Here is a 19,227-nt window from a genome sequence, read left to right as displayed (position 1 = left end):
GTACACGGAACGGGCGGTCCTGGTCGAATGGGGATTTGGCCAATCCGCCGACTGCGCCTGGCTGTGGCGCGACGCCGTGCGCGAACAGCCGCCTCCAAATGGCCCCCGTAACGGGGGGCGCGGAGGAACTCCCAAGCTCCGTACCGTGTCCACCGATCACTGATGACTACTCAAGATGAACTCCGACTCGCCCGCCATCACGCCGCATGGGCGGCGCTCGACGAACTGATAGCCCGCGCAAAAACGACGAGCCCCCGGTCATCGACCGACCGCGAGACGATCAGCCGGCTCGTCGCAGTGGCGCAGTACCTTCGCCGCTACCAGTCCACGAACTTCCGGTTGATGCCAAGCAATCGACTCGCTGTCTTAGACCGGGTGGCCCTTGCCGCTGAGTATCTGTCTAATTATCTCGAAGGCTGGGATCAGGCGGGTGCCATGCCCGTGTCAACCGTAAAGGCGATCGACAACTACGTTGATGAGCTGGTGGGCTGCGCCGCCCAATGGCCTGCGCTTCCGAAGCCGGAGCGGGATCGCGTCAACGAAGAAGCTGAAGAGGCCTCTCGAGAGGCCACCTCCGCCGCCCTCGACGGGTTGCTTGCCGACGTTGCCCAAGCACACGGAGAACTCGCGTCCCTGCGGGCATCGGCAGCCGAAACGCAGAGCCGGACGAATCGCATCGCTGATGAGGCAGGCGACGCACTAGACCTCATGTCTTCGACGCTTGAAACACTCAGCCAACAGGCGGAATCACAGCGCCGCGAATTTTCCGATCTTAATGAAGACCGAGCCCGTGAACAGCGGGTTCTGATTCAGGATGCCGCCGATAAGTTCCTCGAGCAACTTCGCGAGTCCGGCAGCTCTGCGATTAAGGAGCTGGAGGACGATCGGGACACCGCCAAGAAGCTCCTAGCTTTCGTTTCCGATGGTTCCGTCTCCGGCGGCTACGGCAAGTACGCAAAATCGGAGTTGAACGCCTACAGGCTCTGGAACGCATTAGGAGCTTTAACCGCGCTTGGCGGCATAGCTTACCTAATCTGGCACTTTCAAGACATTTCAGGTCTAGATGTCGCAGTGACAATCACGAGGGCCGCACTGTCCGTTCCGATCTTTGGATTCACCGCATTCGCTTTCCGGCAGGCAACTCTTCGTCATCGCAACTCAGTCGAAGCCACCTATCGCGCCCTAGACCTACTCGCACTTCCACCGTTTACACACGACATGAGCGACGAGGAACGATCTAAGTTGCGCATGGTGATGGGTGAACGCATATTTGCGCGAGTCGGAGAGGATCCTGAAGCTGATGCGAACGATGCTCCTGATCTCACGTCCGAGAATATCGCGTCGCTCACTCAGTTGATGAAGGTCGTTCAAGGATTCACCAAGTAGCTCGCTGGTATGACGGAACGCCCCGCCCCTCGATGTGAGGGGCGGGGCGTTTCGTTGCTACAAGACGCCCTGGGTCGTGAGGTCGTACGCCGTGAGCTGCCCCACAGCGAACGTCGTCGTGCCGGGTTGGACGAACATCTTGAGGTCAATGCTGGTCGTGTTCGCCGGGACCACGAGCTCGGTCGAAAACTTGCCGCGGGTGACTGCCTCGGTGACGTCGAGGAGCTGGTTGTACGTGTCGGTCTGGTTCGACGTGTTCACGTAGGCCTGTAGGCCTGCCGCGCCGGCGGTCTTGGTCACCGTTCCCGAGATCACGATGCGGCGGCCGACAACCGGCGTGATCCGCTTGTACAGCGTCGCGCCGGCAGTGGTCGCGGCAAGTGCGAGCTGCTGCATCTTCCCGGGCACTAGTGGGTCAGTGACTACCGATGGGGTCGCGTTGGAAGGTAGCGTGCCGTAGACGCCCCACGGGGCGGCGAGACCATTCGCGACGGTGCCGAAGTTGAGTCCGTCCACGACGAGATTCAGCGCGTCGGTGTTGTCCGCTGCGACCGGGACGGCGGATGCCCCTACGAGTGGTCCGAGGATGTCCGCGGCGTACTTCCCGAGCAGCGCGTTACCGATGTTGCCCGGGTGCGTGCCGTCTGTGTTCCCCATCGCTGACTGCAGCAGATTGCCGGTCTCCGGATCGACGCTGAGGGTGTAGAAGTCGAGCAGTGGGATGCCTTGCTGGGCAGAGTAGCGGCGCAGCCAGGTGTTGTATCTGATGATGACCGCACGCTGTGCGGTCGAGTTGATCGTGGGGATGGTGCAGAGGACGGGCGCGATCCCTGCCACGCGGAGTGCAAGCACGATTCCTGCGATGTTCGCGGCAAAGTCGGTGAGCTCGACGGGCGTCGCGGAATCGTTCGTCCCGCCGAGCACCACGCACACTGCAGGCTTATAGGCGATGACGTCGCTTTTCACGCGGGCGAGCATCTGCGCGGTGGTGTTGCCGCTTATGCCGGCGTTCACGGTCTTCGAGAGCTTCCCGCCGGAGTAGAGCATCGCGTAGGTCGGGATGCTGTCGCCTGCCACAGCGATTGTGGTGCCGGTGAGGATCGGCGGCCAGGAGTCGCCCTTGTTCGTTGCGCCGAGGCCGCGCGTAATCGAGTCGCCCAGCCAGGCAATTCCGGATCCGAGGCTCTGTCCGCGGATCGGAGCGAATCTGCGTCCGAGGCTCGGCAGCAGGGACGGTGGGAGGAAGGTTCCGGCGATTGTTTCCTCGAGGGAGACCGTGGGGTCGGTGATTGTAGGCATGTGAACCTTTCATGAGTATGGGCCGAACCGCATCGAGCGGTCCGGCCCATGGGAGGGTGGTGCTGGGGTTACTGCAGAGGTGTCACTGGACCATCCCTGCAAACGCGCGCGTAAATTCACGCGCCATCACTGTCGTCATCGTGTTCGGGTCGACGTGCTGCATGGGCTGCACGTGCACGTCCTGCCGGTACTGCGGTGCCGTAGCAGGAGCGGCCTGGACGATGCGAGTGGGATCCATGTACCGGACGTTGCCGCCCTGATTCATTGCCTCGAGAAGCTGCCGATTCGCTGCAGTAGCCGAAGCGTTCATCACGAACTCGCGACCATGCACCAAACCAGCAACCTGACCTGTTGCACCGTCGCCCGTGTAGCCGCCCACCTGATAGCCAGGAACACCAAGCGCCTTACCGATCAGACGCTGCAGACGACGCGACTCCGTACTGATCGCACGCGTAATCGACGAAGCGTTCTTGTTCGCCGCACGCAACTGCTTCTCAGCAGCAGTGATCAGCTTCCCGAAGTTCGCGTCCGCAACCTGATTGCCGATCTGAGTCGACGTCTTACCGATCGACCCGTACTGGCTGTTGATAGCAGCGATCTGCGACTTCGACGATGCTGCCAACGACTTCGCCAACGGCAGACCCTCATCAACACCAAGCGACGCCACCTCGTTCAGAAGAGCCGGCGCGAGACCGTTCTTCCGCAACGTCACCAGCAACGCCTGGAACTGCTTCAACTTAGACGCGCGAGACGTCAGGCCACGCAGCAGAGAAGTCGACGACCGGTAATCGCCGTACGAGAAATCAGACAGCTTCCCGGAAATCGACGACGACATAGACGACGCAGACGACTTCAAACCGTCGAGCTTATCCGACGCCTTCTCAACAGCCTTCGAAGCAGCATCAGACCGCTTCTCGAGCTTGATCATCGCCTTTTCGGACCGATCAGCAATCCGCGCAACAGCATTCCGATACCGCTCCGGATACTTAGAATCCGTCGCAATACCAAACGCTCCCTGCACCGCCGACATACCCGTCAACGACCCAGTACGCATCGACGTCCGGAACTGATAAATATCCGTCTGCCGTGCAAGACGTGCAGCCTCAGCCTTCTCACGCGCATCAGCACGTTCCTTGGCCAGCTTCTGCCGCGCTTCCTGCGCTTTCTTCGCGGCCGCAGCAGACCCGCCAGCGGCCAGGTGAACGAGTCCGCCATTCGCGTACCGGCCCGCGTTCACCGCATCCAGGAAGCCGGTCCCGTACTTGCTGACCGACCGCTCACGGATGACGTACTCACCGTTCGACAGCATCGCCGGGATCGAATCCGACGTGCCTGTACCAGGACCCGAGATGTAGCCACCGTCAGCCTTGAAGATGCCGACCGTGTTCTGCTTCGTCGCGGTCTCAACGCGGTTCGTCGTAATCGTGATCGACTTTGACTGCACCAAGCCTAGCGAGTTCAGCACGCTCTGAATGGCTGACTGAGCCTGAGCCGTCGCAGCGTTGATCTGCGTGCGCTTCTCCGCCGGCAAAGCGTTGAGCTTGTCCTTGTACGTGTCCGCAGCCGCGCCAGCCTCAGGTGCGTTGTTCTGGAACAACGTCGCCCAGTCGGTCGGCGTGCCCAGGATCTTGTTCGCGTAATCCTGAGCAGCCTGGCCGGTGATGCCGTACTGCCCCAGCGCAGCGACGAGCGCGCTTCGCCCCTGCTCCATCGCGGCGGTGGCCGACTGCTGGTTGCCGGTCTGCTCATAGATGGAGCCAGCAGCGTTCTGAGCCGCCTGCGCGATCCCGTCCAGTGCCGATTGGTTGTTGCGCCCCTTCTCCGTCGAGATGTCGAGCGACGTGCCGTTCTCCTTGAGAGAGTCCGTCACGCCGTCGACTGCCGCCTGGAACTGACGCTTTGCCTCACGGGCGTCAAGCGTCGGAGACGTCAGCGCCCGCAGTGCGTTCGCCACCTCATCGATAGTGGGAGCAGCCTCACTGGCAGCCCCCTGCAGCGCGTTCAAGGCATCCGCGTTGTCCTCAGTCGGCTGCTTCGCTCCCTTCGCGGCGTCCGCATACTGGCCCATCGCGAGCTTCACGAGGTTCGTGTCGTTCGCCGTGATGCCAAGAGCGTCCGCCTGCTGCACGAGTGCGGATCGGTAGTCGCCACCGATCGCATCAACCAGTCGGTGCAGCGACTTCTGCGAGCCGTCCGTCTGCTCCGCCAGCAGCTCGAACGCCCGGACCGCCTTCGACGGGTCGGTCTGTGCGAGCTGGCCCATCTCCGCGTTGATGTCGCGGAGCGCGTTGGCACCCTGATTGAAGTCGGTGTTGGTGAACCGCGTCAGGATGGCCTGGAAGCCGTTCGAGCTGTTGTGGGATGCGAACGACTGCAGAGCAGCGTCCATGTCCTTCAGCTGGTCCTTTACGCTGCCATCGATGCCCGCCGAGAGCTGACCCTTACCGAGCGTCTTGTAGATCTCAGCCGCCGACGAAGCCGACTTGAGCGTGTGCGTGATCTCGGAACTGTCCGCCTTCAGCTTCTCGAGCTCCGTGTTCAGCAGCGCGACTGCGGTGACACCTAGGGCGACACCGCCGACCCACGGCCCGCCGAGGAAGCCAGACATGGAACTCAGTGCCGCACGCCCCGTGATGCCACTTGCCCGGAGCGTCGCCATCGCGGACCGGAACTCGACGATCTTCGGGACCGCAAGGAGCAGACCGCCGCCAAGGAGCCCCGCCGCACCAACGACGCCAGTCGCCCCGAGGGCTGTCGCCTTCAGCGGCTCCGGAAGCTCCCGCACCTTCTGAATGAACGAGGTCATGTCCTGCACGAGCGGACGGAGGGCACTGCTGGCAGAGGTCCCCGACTCGATCAGGCCGGCCTGGAACGCGGACTTGAGCTTGCTCAGGTCCCCGTTGAGGTTGTCGGCCTTCTTCGCCGCCTGATCGACCGCGTAGCCGGCGTCGTTGTTCTGGTCGATGTACTGCTGGATGCCATCAGCACCCTCCTTGTACAGAACCGTCGCCGCACGAACCGCATCCGCACCGAAGATCTGTGACAGAGCCTGCTGGCGCTGAGCATCCGACAGCCCCGAAAGGCGCTCCTGCAGAACCTGAGCGATGTCAGCAGCACCCAGGAACGACCCGTTTGCGTCCTCGACATTGATGCCGAGGGACTTCATCAGCTGCGCCGACTCCTTCGACGGGTTCGCCAGCATCTGCAGCATGCTCTTCAGCGACGTACCCGCATCGGAACCCAGCAGACCAGCGTCCGCGAACGACGACAGCACACCCGTCGTTTCCTCAATCGAGAAGCCGAAGTTCGACGCCACCAGACCGGACTGGTTCAGCGCATCACCAAGCTCCTGCACGCCACCCAGCGCCTTACCAGCACCAGCAGCGAGCAGGTCAGCGATGTGCGGAACATCGGAACCGGCAAGGTTGAACTGCTTCATCGCGACCGCAGCGATCTGCGTCGCCTTACCCAGATCCACATTGTCCGACGCAGCCAGCGCCAGAACGCCAGTCAGGCCGCCACCGAGGATGTCCTTCGTCGCGAGGCCCGCCTTGCCGAGCTCCACCTGCGCCTCGGTTACCTGCGTCGCCGTGTATCCGAACGCAGCACCAGCAGTCAGCGCCTGGTTCCGGAACTTGTCCATCTCGGACGCAGACGCATTCGTAGCCGCCTGCACCTTGGACATCTGGGCGTCAAAATCGGCAGCCATCTTCGTGACGATCAGCACAGAGCCCGTCGCCGCCGCGCCCATCGTCAGCAGCGAACCACCAACGCGCTCCGCTGCCTGCCCGACCTTCTCGAGCTTGTCGGATTCCTTTGCCGTATCAGCTGTCGCCTTACGGACTTTCTCCATGCCCTTGACGTAGTTGTCAATCGCAGCACGGATCGTGACTTGCACTACCCTCTCGGCCAAAATGTTCTCCTAAGATTAGGAGAAATCGGCACACCAAAACGCTCACCCACACCCGGGCATGCCAAGATCTCTCTTGTTCATGCCCGGGTAAACCGGCGGGCTAGATTGCTACTTCAATTGTCGCAGAGGTCAGATATCCTCGTACCGGAAAACACCGTCCGGGTAATTCTGCATCGCTTCTTCATCTCCGGGAAGCACTGCAATGCCGTGCAAGTCACCCCAATCAGACCGGGCGCGATACCAAGCCCCGTACCGCTCAGCGGCGTCCGCCCCGAGCCAATCCGCCTCCCTGAAGATATTCAGCCGCGCCGGCAGGCCGATCTTGTTCTCACGAACACGCCGCCTCATCTCGCAGTCGACAAACTCGCTCTACGAGCACCCGAACGTTGCTGCGGCTGAGTTTCATCATCTCCAAACGGGATACGCAGCGACGCCATGCACTTCGCCAGCGCCAAGGCCTGCTGCCTGAACTCCACAACCGCCGGGTTCGTCTTCTTACCCTGCGGCGAGTCAACGACAACATCTTCACTGGCCATGGCCGCCTGCAGACGGTCGAGCAGATCTACGATTCGGCACGCCTGCAGCAGCACCGACTCTTCGTGATCAGCGAGCTCGAAGTCCCGCTGCACACGGTTCCAAAGCCGTTTGCCGCCCGTAGCGAGGTCTTTCGGGGCTCTCGGAGCCCTTGAATTAGCCATCCGATACGCCTCCTTCCTAGTAGTTGTGCGGACTATTGGTGAAAAGGGCGATCCATCCAGCTCTCGGGGACGGACGGTGCCTAGCCCCAGAGGTCCACAGGCTTCGTCGAGGGCGGTCCTCCCCCACCCTCAGGGGCTCCGAGATGTGGTGGATGCTCTGTGTGTGCAAGCCGCATGAACCCGGAGGTCGGGCCTCCGCGCGATGCGGGGACCCCGGCCACCGGGCGTGCGTCAGCGATCTAGTGACCCGCTGCGACGCACGGTGTTGTCGTGGTCCCGAGCACCGCGCCGAGAGTTGCAGACGCGGTGAGCTGATGCTGCGTTGGTGATGTCGTCGCGTCCGCCTCGTACTACTGCCGTCACGTGGTCGACGACGAACGACATGGGGTCGGAGCTAGGCAGCGTGTAGTCCACTGGCTTGCCGCAGAGGTGGCACGCTGCGCCTGTTGCTGCGAGTCGTGCCCGCATCTGGTTGCGCCTGGCCGTACTGCGGGACGCTGAGCTCATCGGCCCAACATGTAGTGCGCGGCACGTACGAAGCCGCCAGAGCGCAGGTTCTCTTCGAGCCGGCTGATGTCACGAGCAGCCTCGGCCGAGTCGGGGTTCTCAGCGGTGAACTCGTTGACTGCGCCGGTCCATCCGTGCTGGATGGACTTACGGAAGACGGCGTGTGCGAGCGTCTTGTCGTTGTTGCGCAGGGCCTGAGCGATGGAGCGAGCTGCGGTGTCTGCATCGTCGATGCGCTCTGCGCGTTCCTGCGCATCTCGGAAGGCGATGATGTCGGTGGCACCGCTGCCCACCTTCGCGTCAAGCTTTGTCTCGAGGCTTCGAAGGTGCCCCTTGATCAGTGTCAGCTCCTTGTCGCGCAGCTCCTTGAGTCGTTCGCCAGCCACGGCCCTCTGGTCGTCGATCGCCTGGCGCTTTCCTTCAGCGCTCCAGTTGATGTCTGCCTCGATCTCACGGGTGCGCTGCGCTGTGGAGCCCTGGACGGAGTGGGCCTGTTCGCGGATGCTTTCGATCTGGGTTTCAAGTGCATCAAGGCTCATGGTGTTCCCTTTCTTGCTTTGAAGTGCGCGAGTTGTTCGCGGTTGATTCGATAGGCGCGACCTACCGTTGTCGCTTTGAGTCTGTTCTCACGGATTGCCTTGCGGATTGCACGGTCTGTCATCGCGAGGGCATCAGCTGCTTGCTTTGTGCTGAGCCATTCCGATTGTGCATCGAGTTCCGCTTTGGGTGCATCTGCTGTTCCGGTAGCGGTATTTCTCCACGTGAGTGCAGCAACCTTTAGCGCGACGAGTGTTTCGTCTATCTCTGCGTCTTCCCCTCGGTGGTCGAGGTGGTATTCGTTGAGGCCGGCGTAACGGAGAAGCCATGCGGCTGCGCGACCACTGACTACTACTTCGGGACCGCTGACACCAATGACGAGATCTTTCGCGCGCCGAACATGAGCAACATCATTCATGCTGGTCCGTGGCTTCAGCAATCGAACGCCACCACTGCTTTGCTGCAGAGCGCATGTCAACCTCGGAGTTGTCGGTGACCTTGTACGCCGGCTCGAGGTAGAGCATCGCGAGGTGAAGCAGCGCGCCGTACTGCACGTCGGGCCATGCGTCAGGGCCGAGCTTTTCCTGCGCGAGCTCGTGGTGCCTGACGATGATCTGCACCAGCTGGCTGGGGTCGTCGGTGACGGTGGCGAGCTGGGTTGCGAGCGAGTAGCCGGCGAGGCTGATGGAGCCAGCTCCGACAACGGTGTTCGGGATTCCGTCGCTGTCTTCGTAGATCTGCGTGAGCAGCTTGTTGCCAGCCTTCTCGAGTTCGGCGAGGTAGGCCTTGAGCCAGTTGCGGGTTGCGTCGGTCATGGGTGTCGTCCTAACGGTCGTGGTGCAGCCCGAAGGCTGGGTGGTTGAGTCGTGGGCACGTCTCGTCGTGCTCGAGGACGGCGTGGGTGATGCCGGTGCCAGAGATGTCGATGACTGCTGCGGCAGAGCAGTCGGGGCAGGCGACGGTAATCGGATTCATGCCACGCCCTCGAACACGTCGCTCTCGTAGGGGGTGTTAGAAGCGTTAGAAGTGTTAGAACCCTCTTCGGAACTAACAGATCTAACGGAACTAACAGGGCCATAGAGGCCTCTTGCAACCTTCGCCAGCCGGTTGCTGTCCACCGCGCGCTTGAGGTACACGTCAAGCTGCTGGACCGGGATCGCCGGGAGCAAGTGCTGCAGCTCCTGTCGAGAGACGGATTCGCTTGCCTGGTACACCGCGGCGATGATGTCGGCCATGCGGTCACCTACGCCGTCGGACACCTTGATGGCTTCTGCTGCCGCCCGTGCCGCTTCGAGTCCGCCGCCGTTGAGCGTCCAGGTCCCGTTATCGGAGAGCAGCATCGCGTACTCGCCTTCCTTCGCATCACGCGAAGTGACGTGGAGAGTGGCGTTCTGCTCTTGCCGGTCTCGTCTGAGCACGAGCACTGTGTCTGCTGCGCCTGCGATGCCCTGGGTGCCACTCACGGCGTCCAGGAAGTCCTCTCCGCCGCTCTTCCGGGTGTGGTGGACGATGATGAGGGACGATCCTGGTTCCGCGTCCGTGGTGGCCTTGAGCGCGCCAAGGAACTCGTAGTCCGCGGCGTACTGCGACTTCGTGGCTGCGTTACTCGGAAGCACCTTCCCGAGCGTGTCGAGGATCACGACGGGGTTCTGGTCGATGTTCCGGGAGATGAACTCCTTGATCGCAGGGATGACCTGACCGCCTTCGAGTGCTGTGACGAACTCGAGTCGCGGGGTGACAACCTCAGGGTCGAGCGTGCGGATCCGCTGCTGCAACCGGCGGGGGCCGTCTTCGAGCGCGAGGTACAGAACCGGCCTTGGCGCGCCCGTGGGTACACCGCCAAGCGCTTTCTCGCCGACGTGGAGCGAGAGCGCCAGCCCGAGCACTAGCCAGCTCTTACCGATCTTCGGAGCAGCGACGAGCAAGGTCATGCCTTCGGGGATGACGCCGGGGACGACGTACTGGGTCGGCGGGAATTCCTGCGCCATCAGCCAGCGGGCATCGAAAGTGGTGGGGGGTCGGGTCATTGGGTCTCCTGTCCGGAGTAGATCTGGGCGCGGATGTCGGCCGCTCGTTTGGCTGCGGCTTCTGCGCCGCGGTGTTTCTGCGCCTCGAGAAAGGCGTTGGTGGTTTCGTGTTCTCGTGAGGGCTGGCGTCGGCAGACTTCGGCGTAGAGCCGGTCTGCGTCGTCGTTGGCCTGGTCGATCTCGGCTTGCCGTGACGCGCTCCCCTGCTCGAACGCGAAGACGTAGAACTGCCGAAGCGAGGGCGGTAGCTGCCTGAGCTCGACAACGCCGGCCGTAAGGTCGATCGCGAGCTGGTGCATGTATCGCTCTGCGGCTGGCGAGAGGGCGATGGTGTCCGGGTACGAGAAAGCCCCCTCGTCCTCGTAGTGAGGATCTGGGGGCTTCCTGGTGCCGGACTGGCCTACGGCCACTCAGGCGGCTCCGGCCGTTCAGCGTCTTGCGCAGCTTCGAGCAGGCAGATGGCCAGGCGTCGTGCCTGGTCCCCCGCTAGCTCCGTCAGGGGTCGTTCCGCACGGAATCCGACGACACCGTTGATGGCGAGCACCGCGAACCCGTCGACTGTCGACTTCCCCGCCGGCATCAGGCAGCCACCTGCAGGGTTGGGACCAGCATGGGCACTGCGAGCGGCTGTGTCCGCACATCGGAGACGCGGGCGACGATGGCGTGAGCCAATCGCAGCGCTTCTGAAGGGGTCAGGATGATCGAGTAGCCATCGCTGAACTGGCTCGGCTGAGCATCGATGATCACTTCCGCGCGACCAGTGGCGGTCGTCTCGACTTCGACGAGCTTGATCACGTCATCCATCAGGCGTCCCCCTCGACTCGCTCGAACTTCCCGGTGATGACCCCTTCACCCTGGTCGAAGGAGTAGCCGACGAGCTTGTACAACCCGACGTACGTCATGACGAACTCCCGTGGGCGGCTGATCGGCTCGTCTTCGGGGTCATCTCCCCACTGGTATCCGGGGGTTGTGTGCAGCTGGTACTCGACAGGCGTGAGGTGACCCCAGGTCGTGGCGTCTGGCATCGCACTGATCTCTTCGCGACCACCGTCGTACATGCGGTGGGTGGTGATGATCCTGTAGAGGTTGTTGGGGTCGGGCCGCTTCCACTGCTTGTGGTGCCAGCCCTTCAGCTCGAGCGTCGGTGTCCCGACTCGAGCTGCCACGGCGTCCCCCGAAGGGGCGCTTGCGTGGATGTCAGTGGGACGTGAGATGATCGTGTTGTTGAGAGACAATGTCTTCTGTCCTTCGGTTTCGGTGATAGTTACTGGTTGGACGTGGCCCCGGGTGTTGGCGCACCTGGGGCCTTCTTCTTGAGACGAGCGCGCGTACTCTTGCCGCTTCGGCTCTGCTTCACCTCGGCTTGGCGACCGATGAGTTGCATGATTTCCAGGGCGAGGCGCGAGTCGAGTAGCACTGTGATGGGCTGCTCGTCGCGCCACGGTCCGACTAGTTTCCAGTCGGCGCGAGGTGACCAGTCGGCACCAGTCAGGATGTTCCTGACGGCCTGTTCGCCGGTCGGGTCGCCGTAGGCGGGAGGCGCGAGACTTTCGTCGATCGCGCGGTCTGGCAGGTTCAGGAGGCCTCCTGAGCGAACGCCTGTTCAACCCAGGCATCGATGTCGGCCTCTTTGAACACCCGACGTCCGGCCAGGAGGGCCGAGCGCGGCGCGGTTCCCTTGTGGACCATGTATCGCAGCGCGGCTGGTGAGCGGCGGATGCGCTTGGCTGCTTCGTCGATGGTGAGAAGCACTGCTGGGGCGGTCATTCGAACATCCTTTCGGTTGCGGCTGTGCAACGTTGTCGCTGTGTGAACAACACTAGCGCATGTTGTCCCCGATGCAATAGCGTTGTCAACATGAACAACGACGAACTCACCGCCGACCAGCTTTTCGGGCGCGCCGTGCTGGACGCCCGGCAGGCCAGGGAGATCTCCCAGCGTGCTTTCGCGGAGCTCCTGACCGAAGCTGGCATGGCCGTGGACGCTTCGGCAGTGTCCCGGATCGAGAAGGGCACACGATCCGTACGACTGACCGAGGCGCTGACCATCGCGGACGTGCTCGACCTCGACCTGGGCGACCTTGTTCAAGAGACTCAGACGCCCGTCAAGGCATTCGCGCGGCAGCGGCGCTACGTCGACTACAACCTCCAGCGAGTGGAGGAAGCCGGCCTCGGCGCAGTGCGAGCTCTAGTGGACGCCTGCACGCTCATCGACGACAACCCGAGCGTGCTGACCGCGGCCCACGACGAGCGTTTCGATGATCCGACTGACGCGGGCTCCTACCTCAAGTGGATCGCGGATCGTTGGCGGGCGAACACCGAGATATCGGGGCCGGAGTTCGTTGTGACTACGAAGCTTGGAGCTGGCCACCTTCGTGACGTGTTGCGAGCAGTCTCCGATGGCGTTGTCGACGCACTCGACGAGGTTGACGATGGCCAGCATTAAGCAGCGCCCTGATGGCGTGTGGCGCGCCCGCTACCGCGACGATGAGGGCAAGGAGCACTCCAAGCACTTCGGCCGGAAGCGGGACGCCCAAGGCTGGCTCGATGAGGTCACAACGGCCGTTCGAACCGGGTCCTACGTCGATCCCAGGGCGTCACGATCAACCCTCGCCTCGTTCTACGCGGAGTGGGCACCGCGCCAAGTGTGGTCGGAGGGGACTATCCGGGCCGCTGATCGCGCTATCGAGTCGTGCACGTTCCGAGAGGTGCCGTTCGGCAAGCTGAAGCGCTCCCATGCTGAGTCTTGGATCAAGGCACTCGAACAGGATCTCGCTGCGTCCACGATCCGCACACGAGTGAAGTACGTCCGTGGCGCTCTTCGTGGTGCCGTACTCGACGGGTATATCGGCAAAGATCCGACGCTCGGACTGCGGCTCCCGGCCGTTCGCAAACTCGAGCACACGATGCGGATTCCGACGCCGGCCGAGGTTTCGAGCATTCGAGAGCACGCTGAGCCGTTTCTGCGCCCGCTCCTTGACCTGATGGCCTTCGCTGGGATGCGCATCGGGGAAGCGTCTGCAGTGCAGGTCAGCGATGTGGACTTTCTGCGCCGAAACGTGCACGTCGCGCGGCAGATCCAGAACCGTACTGGACGGCGTGAGGTCTGCGCTCCGAAGCATGGGAGCGAACGGACGGTGCCAGTCCCATCGGCGCTCGTTTCACGCCTCAGCGGCCACCTGAGCGAAGTTGGGGCGTACGAGGGCGGCTGGCTACTACCAGGCAGCCCGCCATCCCCCGCAGCACTTCGCGCATGGTTCAGCAAAGCGTGCGCGTCAGCAGGGGTCAGCGGGCTGACCCCGCACGATTACCGGCACTTCTACGCGTCCGGCTTGATCCGTAGCGGGCTTGATCCGGTCTCCGTTGCGAGGGCGATGGGGCACGCGTCCCCGACGATCACCCTCAGCATCTACGCGCACCTCTTCCCGGACGCCGCGGACCGAACTAGGTCCGCGGCTGCGGACCTGATCGGCTCAACTGAGGTTTCTGCGGACGATTCGCGGACTATCGATGCTGCGGGGTGAGACCAAGGGCCTCCAGTTCGGTCTCATCAAGCATCCGGGAACGTGTCAAAAAGCGCTTCCCATCAGGACTTTCCACCGAGAACCCGCCGCCCCGCCCGTCGACGACGTCGATCGTCAGGTGCGTGTACTTCCAGTACTCGAACTGCGACACCGACATGTACACCTCGACGGGGTCGATGCCGTCGACCTCGAGTGCCCCGAGCAGGACGTCGCCGGAGCCGGTCCGGAACATGCCGACGGGGTAGCACATCGGGCTCGAGCCGTCGCAGCAGCCGCCCGACTGGTGGAACATCAGCGGGCCGTGCCGGGCGGCGAGGGTGCGCAGGAGCTCCCCCGCCGCCGGCGTGACCGCCACGCGTGCGGTGTCGGGCATCAGAAGAAGCCCATCGGACCATCGGCGTAGGACACGAGCAGGTTCTTCGTCTGCTGGTAGTGGTCGAGCATCATCTTGTGGTTCTCGCGCCCGATGCCGGACTGCTTGTACCCACCGAACGCCGCACCGGCCGGGTACTGGTGGTACGTGTTCGACCACACCCGTCCGGCCTGGATGTCACGTCCGGCGCGGTACAGCGTGGTGGCCTCGCGACTCCACACCCCGGCACCGAGTCCGTAGAGGGTGTCGTTGGCCGTGGCGATCGCGTCGTCGTAGCCGCTGAAGGACGTCAACGCGAGGACCGGACCGAAGATCTCCTCCTGGAAGATCCGCATCGAGTTGACGCCCTCGAACACCGTCGGCGTGACGTAGTACCCGCCGGAGAGCTCCCCGCCGAGGTCCGCGCGCTCCCCGCCGGTGAGCAGCTTCGCGCCCTCCTGCTTGCCGATGTCGATGTAGCTCAGGATCTTCTCGAGCTGGTCGTTCGACGCCTGGGCGCCGATCATCGTGGACAGGTCGAGCGGGTGGCCCTGCTTGACGGCGCGCACCCGGTCGAGGCCGTCGGCGACGAACCCGTCGTAGATCTCCTTCGCCACGAGCGCCCGGGACGGACACGTGCAGACCTCGCCCTGGTTGAGGTTGAAGAAGGTGAAGCCCTCGAGCGCCTTGTCGTAGAACGAGTCCTTCTCGGCGGCGACGTCGGGGAAGAACACGTTCGGGCTCTTGCCGCCGAGCTCGAGCGTCACCGGGATGAGGCTCTGCGAGGCGTACTGCATGATCAGCCGACCGGTGGTGGTCTCGCCGGTGAACGCGATCTTCCGGATGTCCGGGTGCTGGGCGAGTGGTGCGCCGACCTCGATGCCGAAGCCGTTGACGACGTTGAGCACGCCGGCGGGCAGGAGGTCGCGGATGAGCTCGACGAGTACGTGGATCGACGCCGGGGTCTGCTCGGCGGGCTTCAGCACGACGCAGTTGCCCGCGGCCAGGGCCGGCGCGAGCTTCCACACGGCCATCAGGATCGGGAAGTTCCACGGGATGATCTGTCCGACGACGCCCAGCGGTTCGTGGAAGTGGTACGCCACGGTGTCGTGGTCGATCTCGCCGGCCGAGCCCTCCTGCGCGCGGATCGCTCCGGCGAAGTAGCGGAAGTGGTCGATCGCGAGCGGGATGTCGGCGCCGAGGGTCTCGCGGATCGGCTTGCCGTTCTCCCACGTCTCGGCGACGGCGAGCATCTCGAGGTGCTCCTCCATGCGGTCGGCGATCTTGTTGAGGATGACCGCGCGCTCGGCGGCGCTCGTCCGCCGCCACCGCACGGTCGACGTCGGTGGAGTCACCGCGCGCGACCTCGGTGAAGACCTTGCCGGTGACGGGGGTGGGGTTCTCGAAGTACTGCCCGCTCGCTGACGGGACGTACTCGCCGCCGATGAAGTGGTCGTACCGCGATCGGTACTGCACGAGGGAGCCCGGTTCGCCGGGTGCGGCGTAGCTGGTGGGCGATGGTGCGATGGTCATGGTGGTGGCCTTTCGACGACGCTGTCGGGGCACGCACGGTTCGCGTGCTGCTCGCACCGTACGACCGCGGGGGTTGCATCCGGTTGCACGGGCTCACGCCCGCTCGGGTCCGAGGACCGCACGGGCTCGCCGTCGGCCGGGTAGCGTTCGGGACTCCAGCGGTCCGATCAGGAGGAGTGTCCGTGGATTCTCGTGCCGTCCGCACGTTCCGGGTGTTCGTCGTCGTCACGGCGGTCGTCGCGATCGCCCTGGGGATCGTCGCCATCGTGTGGCCCCGGCCGTCGCTCGTCCTCGTGGCGCTGCTGTTCGGCGTGTACCTCGTCGTCGCCGGCGCCCTGCGGGTCGTGGCTGCGGCGCGCGGGCACGGGACGCCGACGGTGTGGCGGTGGACCTCCGGGATCGTCGGTGCGCTCATCGCGGTCGCCGGACTCGTCGCGCTGCTCGACCCCGCGATCCCCCTGGTCGTCTACGCCGTGCTCGCCGGGGTCGGCTTCGTGGTCGAGGGCATCGTGTCGATCGTGGGCGGCTTCGTCGGCCACCCCGGGTCGTCCCGGGTGCCGACGCTGGTGAGCGGCGTGCTGTCGATCCTCGGCGGTGTCGTCGTGCTCGTCGCGCCCGGCCTCGCGCTCACGGTGTTCATGGTCTTCGCGGGCATCGCCCTCATCGTCGTCGGTGCCGCGGCCCTGCTGCTGCTCCCGCCGCGAGCCGCCGTCCGCCGGTAGGCGGTGCCCCGTCCGCCGCTACGCGGTGCCCGTCCCGAACAGCAGCCCGAGCGCGTAGGTCACGACCGCGGCGCCGAACCCGATCGCCAGCTGCCGGAACGCCCGCTTGCCCGGCGACGCACCGCTCAGCACGCCGACGACCGCACCGGTGCCGAGCAGGGCGAGTCCGACGAGCGTGCCGGCGACCGCGATGGCCGCCCACCCCTGCATGCCGAACAGGAACGGCAGCACCGGGATGATCGCGCCCGACGCGAAGAACAGGAAGCTCGACACCGCGGCGCTCAGGCCGTTGCCCACCGCCTCGTGGTCGTCGGTGACGGTGACCGGACCGGTCGACGGGTGTCGCTCACCGATGCCGGACAGCACGTGCGCTGCGTGCTCGGTCGCCTCAGCCTCGGCCATCCCGCGGGCGCGGTACACCAAGGCCAGCTCGTTCGCGTCGACGTCGAGGTCCGCCACGGCGCGGCCGGCCTCGGGGTGCGGTGCGGACGCCTCGAGCAGTTCGCGCTGCGACCGGACCGACACGTACTCCCCCGCACCCATCGACAGGGCTCCGGCGAGCAGGCCCGCGATGCCGCTCAGCAGCACGAAGTGCCGGTCGGCGCCCGATGCGCTGATGCCGATGATGAGGGCCAGGTTCGACACGAGTCCGTCGTTGGCGCCGAAGACCGCCGCACGGAAGGTGCCCGACAACCGCATCCGACCGCGGTTCGCGAGCCCGCGCACCACCTCGCCGTGGATGCGCTCGTCGGCAGCCATGCTCGCGGTCGCGTCGTCGTCGTCGGCGTACGGCGAGCGGTCCTCGGCGCGCTGCATCAACGCGAGGACGAACACCGACCCGAAGCGCTTCGCAAGTGTCGCGAGGACCCGGGTGCGCAGACTGCCCCGCTGCGGACGTCCGACGTCGTCACCGAGCAGGTCGAGCCAGTGCTGCTCGTGCCGTCCCTCGGCCTCGGCCAGCGCGGCGAGGATCTCGCGTTCCTCGCCGGACCGCCGCGCGGCCAGGTTGCGGTAGACCGCGCCCTCGGCGCGTTCGTCGGCCAGGTAGCGGCGCCAACGGCGAACGTCGGCGCGCGGCGTCGGGTGTTCGGTCTGGAGGCTCACAGCAGCCATCCTGCCGCCTGCGGCCGATCGGTGGTCGCCACCAGGGCCGTGGAGACGCGGCAGGGCGCGGACCGGAGGCGACGCGTGTTCGTGCGCCGGGCCTCCTGTCCGCGCCCTGTCGGCGTCGGGATCCTGCGGATCAGTCCCGCACGTAGGCCGGAGCGGCCTCGGCGTGGGCGTCGCCCACCCGGTGCACGCGCAGGTCGTTCGTCGAGCCCTCGATCCCGGGAGGCGAACCGGCCGTCACGATGACGCGGTCGCCGGGGGCGGCCAGGCCGTTCTCGAGCAGGACGTCGTCCACCTGCGAGAAGAGCTCGTCGGTGTGGGTCTTGCGCTCGACCAGGAAGGACCGGACGCCCCAGGTGAGCGCCATGCGGCGACGCGTGGCCTCGTTCGGGGTGAAGGCGATGATCGGCAGGCCGTGGCGCAGACGCGACATGCGGCGCGCCGAGTCGCCGGACTCGGTGAACACGCAGAGGTACGACGCCTCGGTGAACTCCGCGATCTCGACCGCGGCGAGGGTGATCGCCCCGCCGAGGGTGCGCGGCTTGGTGCCGAGCGGCGCGATGCGCTCGAGGCCGTGGTCCTCGGTCGACTCGACGATGCGGGCCATCGTGCGGACGGTCTGCACCGGGTACTCGCCGACGCTGGTCTCGCCCGAGAGCATGACCGCGTCCGCACCGTCGAGGACGGCGTTCGCGACGTCGGAGGTCTCGGCGCGGGTCGGGATCGGCGACGAGATCATCGACTCGAGCATCTGGGTCGCGACGATGACCGGCTTCGCCATGCGGCGGGCGAGCTCGACGGCCCGCTTCTGCACGATCGGGACAGCCTCGAGCGGCAGCTCGACGCCGAGGTCACCGCGGGCGACCATGATGCTGTCGAAGGCGTCGATGATCTCCTCGAGCGCGTCGACGGCCTGCGGCTTCTCGATCTTCGCGATGACGGGGAGGCGCTTGCCCTCTTCGTCCATGATCTCGTGCGCGCGGACGACGTCCGAGGCGTTGCGGACGAACGAGAGCGCGATGAGGTCGGCGCCCTGGCGGATGCCCCAGCGGAGGTCGGCCTCGTCCTTCTCGCTCAGCGCGGGGACGTTGACGGCGACGCCGGGCAGGTTGATGCCCTTGTTGTTCGACACGGTGCCGCCGACGACGACCTCGGTGCGGACACGGACGCCGTCGGTGTCGAGCACGCGCAGGCGGACCCGACCGTCGTCGATGAGCAGCGGGTCGCCGGGCTTGACGTCCTGGGGCAGGCCCTTGAACGTCGTGCCGCAGATCTCCTTGGAGCCGGGGACGTCCTCGGTCGTGATCGTGAACACGTCGCCGACCGCCAGGTCGTGCGGGCCGTCGGCGAACTTGGCCAGACGGATCTTCGGACCCTGCAGGTCGACGAGGATCGCGACCGGCTTGCCGAGCTCCTCGGCAGCGCGACGGACGTTCACGTAGTTGGCCTCGTGGACGCTGTAGTCACCGTGGCTGAGGTTGAGTCGGGCGACGTCGACGCCCGCTTCGATGATCTCCTTGACGGTCTCGTAGTCCGACGTTGCCGGTCCGAGCGTCGAAACGATCTTTGCGCGTCTCAATGGATTCCTTCGTGGTGGTGGGTGATGCTCTGGTTTCCGCG

At 64.9% G+C, this 19,227-nt stretch carries 19 protein-coding genes and 1 pseudogene; 4 read left to right on the top strand and 16 right to left on the bottom strand.

The features are described from left to right. The first annotated feature begins 162 nt into the window (after nt 1–162). The gene (locus tag EDF47_RS12375; protein ID WP_133936969.1) at nt 163–1,386 is read left to right on the top strand and encodes a hypothetical protein; all 1,224 of its coding nucleotides are present in this window, start codon (nt 163–165) and stop codon (nt 1,384–1,386) included. Nucleotides 1,387–1,443: 57 nt separating this feature from the next. Here EDF47_RS12375 and EDF47_RS12370 read toward each other — a convergent pair whose 3' ends face one another. The 12 genes from EDF47_RS12370 to EDF47_RS12315 form a co-directional block, all read right to left on the bottom strand. Continuing rightward, nucleotides 1,444–2,685 carry a GDSL-type esterase/lipase family protein gene (locus EDF47_RS12370; protein WP_133936971.1) on the bottom strand — a complete coding sequence of 414 codons (1,242 nt, stop codon included), beginning with the start codon at nt 2,683–2,685 and terminating at the stop codon, nt 1,444–1,446. An 82-nt stretch (nt 2,686–2,767) separates the two neighbouring features. After that, nucleotides 2,768–6,583: a phage tail tape measure protein gene (locus EDF47_RS12365; protein ID WP_133936973.1), complete on the bottom strand. Its 3,816-nt coding sequence runs from the start codon at nt 6,581–6,583 to the stop codon at nt 2,768–2,770. 359 nt (nt 6,584–6,942) lie between these two features. Continuing rightward, a complete protein-coding gene (locus EDF47_RS12360) occupies nt 6,943–7,227 on the bottom strand; it encodes a terminase (protein WP_243834052.1) in 285 nt (94 codons plus the stop codon). Nucleotides 7,228–7,799: 572 nt separating this feature from the next. After that, on the bottom strand, nt 7,800–8,342 hold the full coding sequence (locus EDF47_RS12350) for a hypothetical protein (protein ID WP_133936979.1): 543 nt from the start codon (nt 8,340–8,342) through the stop codon (nt 7,800–7,802). After that, entirely contained in the window at nt 8,339–8,758 is a 420-nt protein-coding gene (locus EDF47_RS12345; protein ID WP_133936981.1) for a helix-turn-helix domain-containing protein, read from the bottom strand. Before EDF47_RS12345 ends, EDF47_RS12350 begins: the two co-directional genes overlap by 4 nt. Then, nucleotides 8,751–9,155: a hypothetical protein gene (locus EDF47_RS12340; RefSeq protein WP_133936983.1), complete on the bottom strand. Its 405-nt coding sequence runs from the start codon at nt 9,153–9,155 to the stop codon at nt 8,751–8,753. The genes EDF47_RS12345 and EDF47_RS12340 overlap by 8 nt, the downstream gene beginning before the upstream one ends. A gap of 10 nt (nt 9,156–9,165) precedes the next feature. Continuing rightward, nucleotides 9,166–9,315: a hypothetical protein gene (locus tag EDF47_RS19860; RefSeq protein ID WP_166673230.1), complete on the bottom strand. Its 150-nt coding sequence runs from the start codon at nt 9,313–9,315 to the stop codon at nt 9,166–9,168. Next, nucleotides 9,312–10,367 (bottom strand): AAA family ATPase, encoded by a 1,056-nt coding sequence (locus EDF47_RS12335; RefSeq protein WP_133936985.1) that lies wholly within the window; start codon nt 10,365–10,367, stop codon nt 9,312–9,314. Before EDF47_RS12335 ends, EDF47_RS19860 begins: the two co-directional genes overlap by 4 nt. After that, a complete protein-coding gene (locus EDF47_RS12330; protein ID WP_133936987.1) occupies nt 10,364–10,666 on the bottom strand; it encodes a hypothetical protein in 303 nt (100 codons plus the stop codon). Before EDF47_RS12330 ends, EDF47_RS12335 begins: the two co-directional genes overlap by 4 nt. A 280-nt stretch (nt 10,667–10,946) precedes the next feature. Next, the gene (locus EDF47_RS12325; protein WP_123294341.1) at nt 10,947–11,171 is read right to left on the bottom strand and encodes a hypothetical protein; all 225 of its coding nucleotides are present in this window, start codon (nt 11,169–11,171) and stop codon (nt 10,947–10,949) included. Next, a complete protein-coding gene (locus tag EDF47_RS12320; RefSeq protein ID WP_133936989.1) occupies nt 11,171–11,533 on the bottom strand; it encodes a hypothetical protein in 363 nt (120 codons plus the stop codon). The genes EDF47_RS12325 and EDF47_RS12320 overlap by 1 nt, the downstream gene beginning before the upstream one ends. A gap of 409 nt (nt 11,534–11,942) precedes the next feature. Next, on the bottom strand, nt 11,943–12,134 hold the full coding sequence (locus EDF47_RS12315; protein ID WP_123294339.1) for a helix-turn-helix domain-containing protein: 192 nt from the start codon (nt 12,132–12,134) through the stop codon (nt 11,943–11,945). Nucleotides 12,135–12,224: 90 nt separating this feature from the next. Here EDF47_RS12315 and EDF47_RS12310 point away from each other — a divergent pair, with 90 nt between their 5' ends. Together EDF47_RS12310 and EDF47_RS12305 are read left to right on the top strand one after the other, a co-directional pair. After that, nucleotides 12,225–12,812 (top strand): helix-turn-helix transcriptional regulator, encoded by a 588-nt coding sequence (locus EDF47_RS12310; RefSeq protein ID WP_133936991.1) that lies wholly within the window; start codon nt 12,225–12,227, stop codon nt 12,810–12,812. Beyond that, nucleotides 12,799–13,890, top strand: a complete 1,092-nt coding sequence (locus tag EDF47_RS12305) for a site-specific integrase (protein WP_166673229.1) — start codon at nt 12,799–12,801, stop codon at nt 13,888–13,890. The genes EDF47_RS12310 and EDF47_RS12305 overlap by 14 nt, the downstream gene beginning before the upstream one ends. Here the strand turns inward: EDF47_RS12305 and EDF47_RS12300 are convergent. After that, the gene (locus tag EDF47_RS12300; RefSeq protein ID WP_123294336.1) at nt 13,871–14,263 is read right to left on the bottom strand and encodes a DUF779 domain-containing protein; all 393 of its coding nucleotides are present in this window, start codon (nt 14,261–14,263) and stop codon (nt 13,871–13,873) included. The genes EDF47_RS12305 and EDF47_RS12300 overlap by 20 nt on opposite strands. Beyond that, nucleotides 14,263–15,775: pseudogene (locus EDF47_RS12295) on the bottom strand (aldehyde dehydrogenase family protein). The gene EDF47_RS12300 and the pseudogene EDF47_RS12295 overlap by 1 nt, the downstream one beginning before the upstream one ends. A gap of 182 nt (nt 15,776–15,957) precedes the next feature. On the opposite strand from EDF47_RS12295, the gene EDF47_RS12290 reads away from it, so the two are divergent. Beyond that, nucleotides 15,958–16,497: a DUF308 domain-containing protein gene (locus EDF47_RS12290; protein WP_166673228.1), complete on the top strand. Its 540-nt coding sequence runs from the start codon at nt 15,958–15,960 to the stop codon at nt 16,495–16,497. Between the two features lie 18 nt (nt 16,498–16,515). On the opposite strand, the gene EDF47_RS12285 is transcribed toward EDF47_RS12290, so the two are convergent. Both EDF47_RS12285 and pyk read right to left on the bottom strand, forming a co-directional pair. Next, on the bottom strand, nt 16,516–17,610 hold the full coding sequence (locus EDF47_RS12285) for a VIT1/CCC1 transporter family protein (protein ID WP_133936997.1): 1,095 nt from the start codon (nt 17,608–17,610) through the stop codon (nt 16,516–16,518). 130 nt (nt 17,611–17,740) lie between these two features. Beyond that, complete coding sequence (gene pyk / locus EDF47_RS12280) at nt 17,741–19,186, bottom strand: pyruvate kinase (RefSeq protein ID WP_123294333.1); 1,446 nt, start codon at nt 19,184–19,186, stop codon at nt 17,741–17,743. Nucleotides 19,187–19,227 lie beyond the last annotated feature (41 nt).

The organism is Curtobacterium sp. PhB190 (genome assembly GCF_004365385.1).
Lineage (GTDB): Bacteria > Actinomycetota > Actinomycetes > Actinomycetales > Microbacteriaceae > Curtobacterium.
This window is presented reverse-complemented; position numbering and strand designations above follow the sequence as displayed.

Excerpts from the sequence above, each read along its gene's own strand:
- EDF47_RS19860 (WP_166673230.1), bottom strand. The coding sequence starts at position 9,315 with ATGAATCCGATTACCGTCGCCTGCCCCGACTGCTCTGCCGCAGCAGTC.
- EDF47_RS12315 (WP_123294339.1), bottom strand. The coding sequence starts at position 12,134 with ATGACCGCCCCAGCAGTGCTTCTCACCATCGACGAAGCAGCCAAGCGC.
- EDF47_RS12325 (WP_123294341.1), bottom strand. The coding sequence starts at position 11,171 with ATGGATGACGTGATCAAGCTCGTCGAAGTCGAGACGACCGCCACTGGT.
- EDF47_RS12340 (WP_133936983.1), bottom strand. The coding sequence starts at position 9,155 with ATGACCGACGCAACCCGCAACTGGCTCAAGGCCTACCTCGCCGAACTC.
- EDF47_RS12335 (WP_133936985.1), bottom strand. The coding sequence starts at position 10,367 with ATGACCCGACCCCCCACCACTTTCGATGCCCGCTGGCTGATGGCGCAG.
- EDF47_RS12300 (WP_123294336.1), bottom strand. The coding sequence starts at position 14,263 with ATGCCCGACACCGCACGCGTGGCGGTCACGCCGGCGGCGGGGGAGCTC.
- EDF47_RS12330 (WP_133936987.1), bottom strand. The coding sequence starts at position 10,666 with ATGCACCAGCTCGCGATCGACCTTACGGCCGGCGTTGTCGAGCTCAGG.
- EDF47_RS12345 (WP_133936981.1), bottom strand. The coding sequence starts at position 8,758 with ATGAATGATGTTGCTCATGTTCGGCGCGCGAAAGATCTCGTCATTGGT.
- EDF47_RS12310 (WP_133936991.1), top strand. The coding sequence starts at position 12,225 with ATGAACAACGACGAACTCACCGCCGACCAGCTTTTCGGGCGCGCCGTG.
- EDF47_RS12370 (WP_133936971.1), bottom strand. The coding sequence starts at position 2,685 with ATGCCTACAATCACCGACCCCACGGTCTCCCTCGAGGAAACAATCGCC.
- EDF47_RS12285 (WP_133936997.1), bottom strand. The coding sequence starts at position 17,610 with ATGGCTGCTGTGAGCCTCCAGACCGAACACCCGACGCCGCGCGCCGAC.
- EDF47_RS12375 (WP_133936969.1), top strand. The coding sequence starts at position 163 with ATGACTACTCAAGATGAACTCCGACTCGCCCGCCATCACGCCGCATGG.
- EDF47_RS12350 (WP_133936979.1), bottom strand. The coding sequence starts at position 8,342 with ATGAGCCTTGATGCACTTGAAACCCAGATCGAAAGCATCCGCGAACAG.
- EDF47_RS12305 (WP_166673229.1), top strand. The coding sequence starts at position 12,799 with ATGGCCAGCATTAAGCAGCGCCCTGATGGCGTGTGGCGCGCCCGCTAC.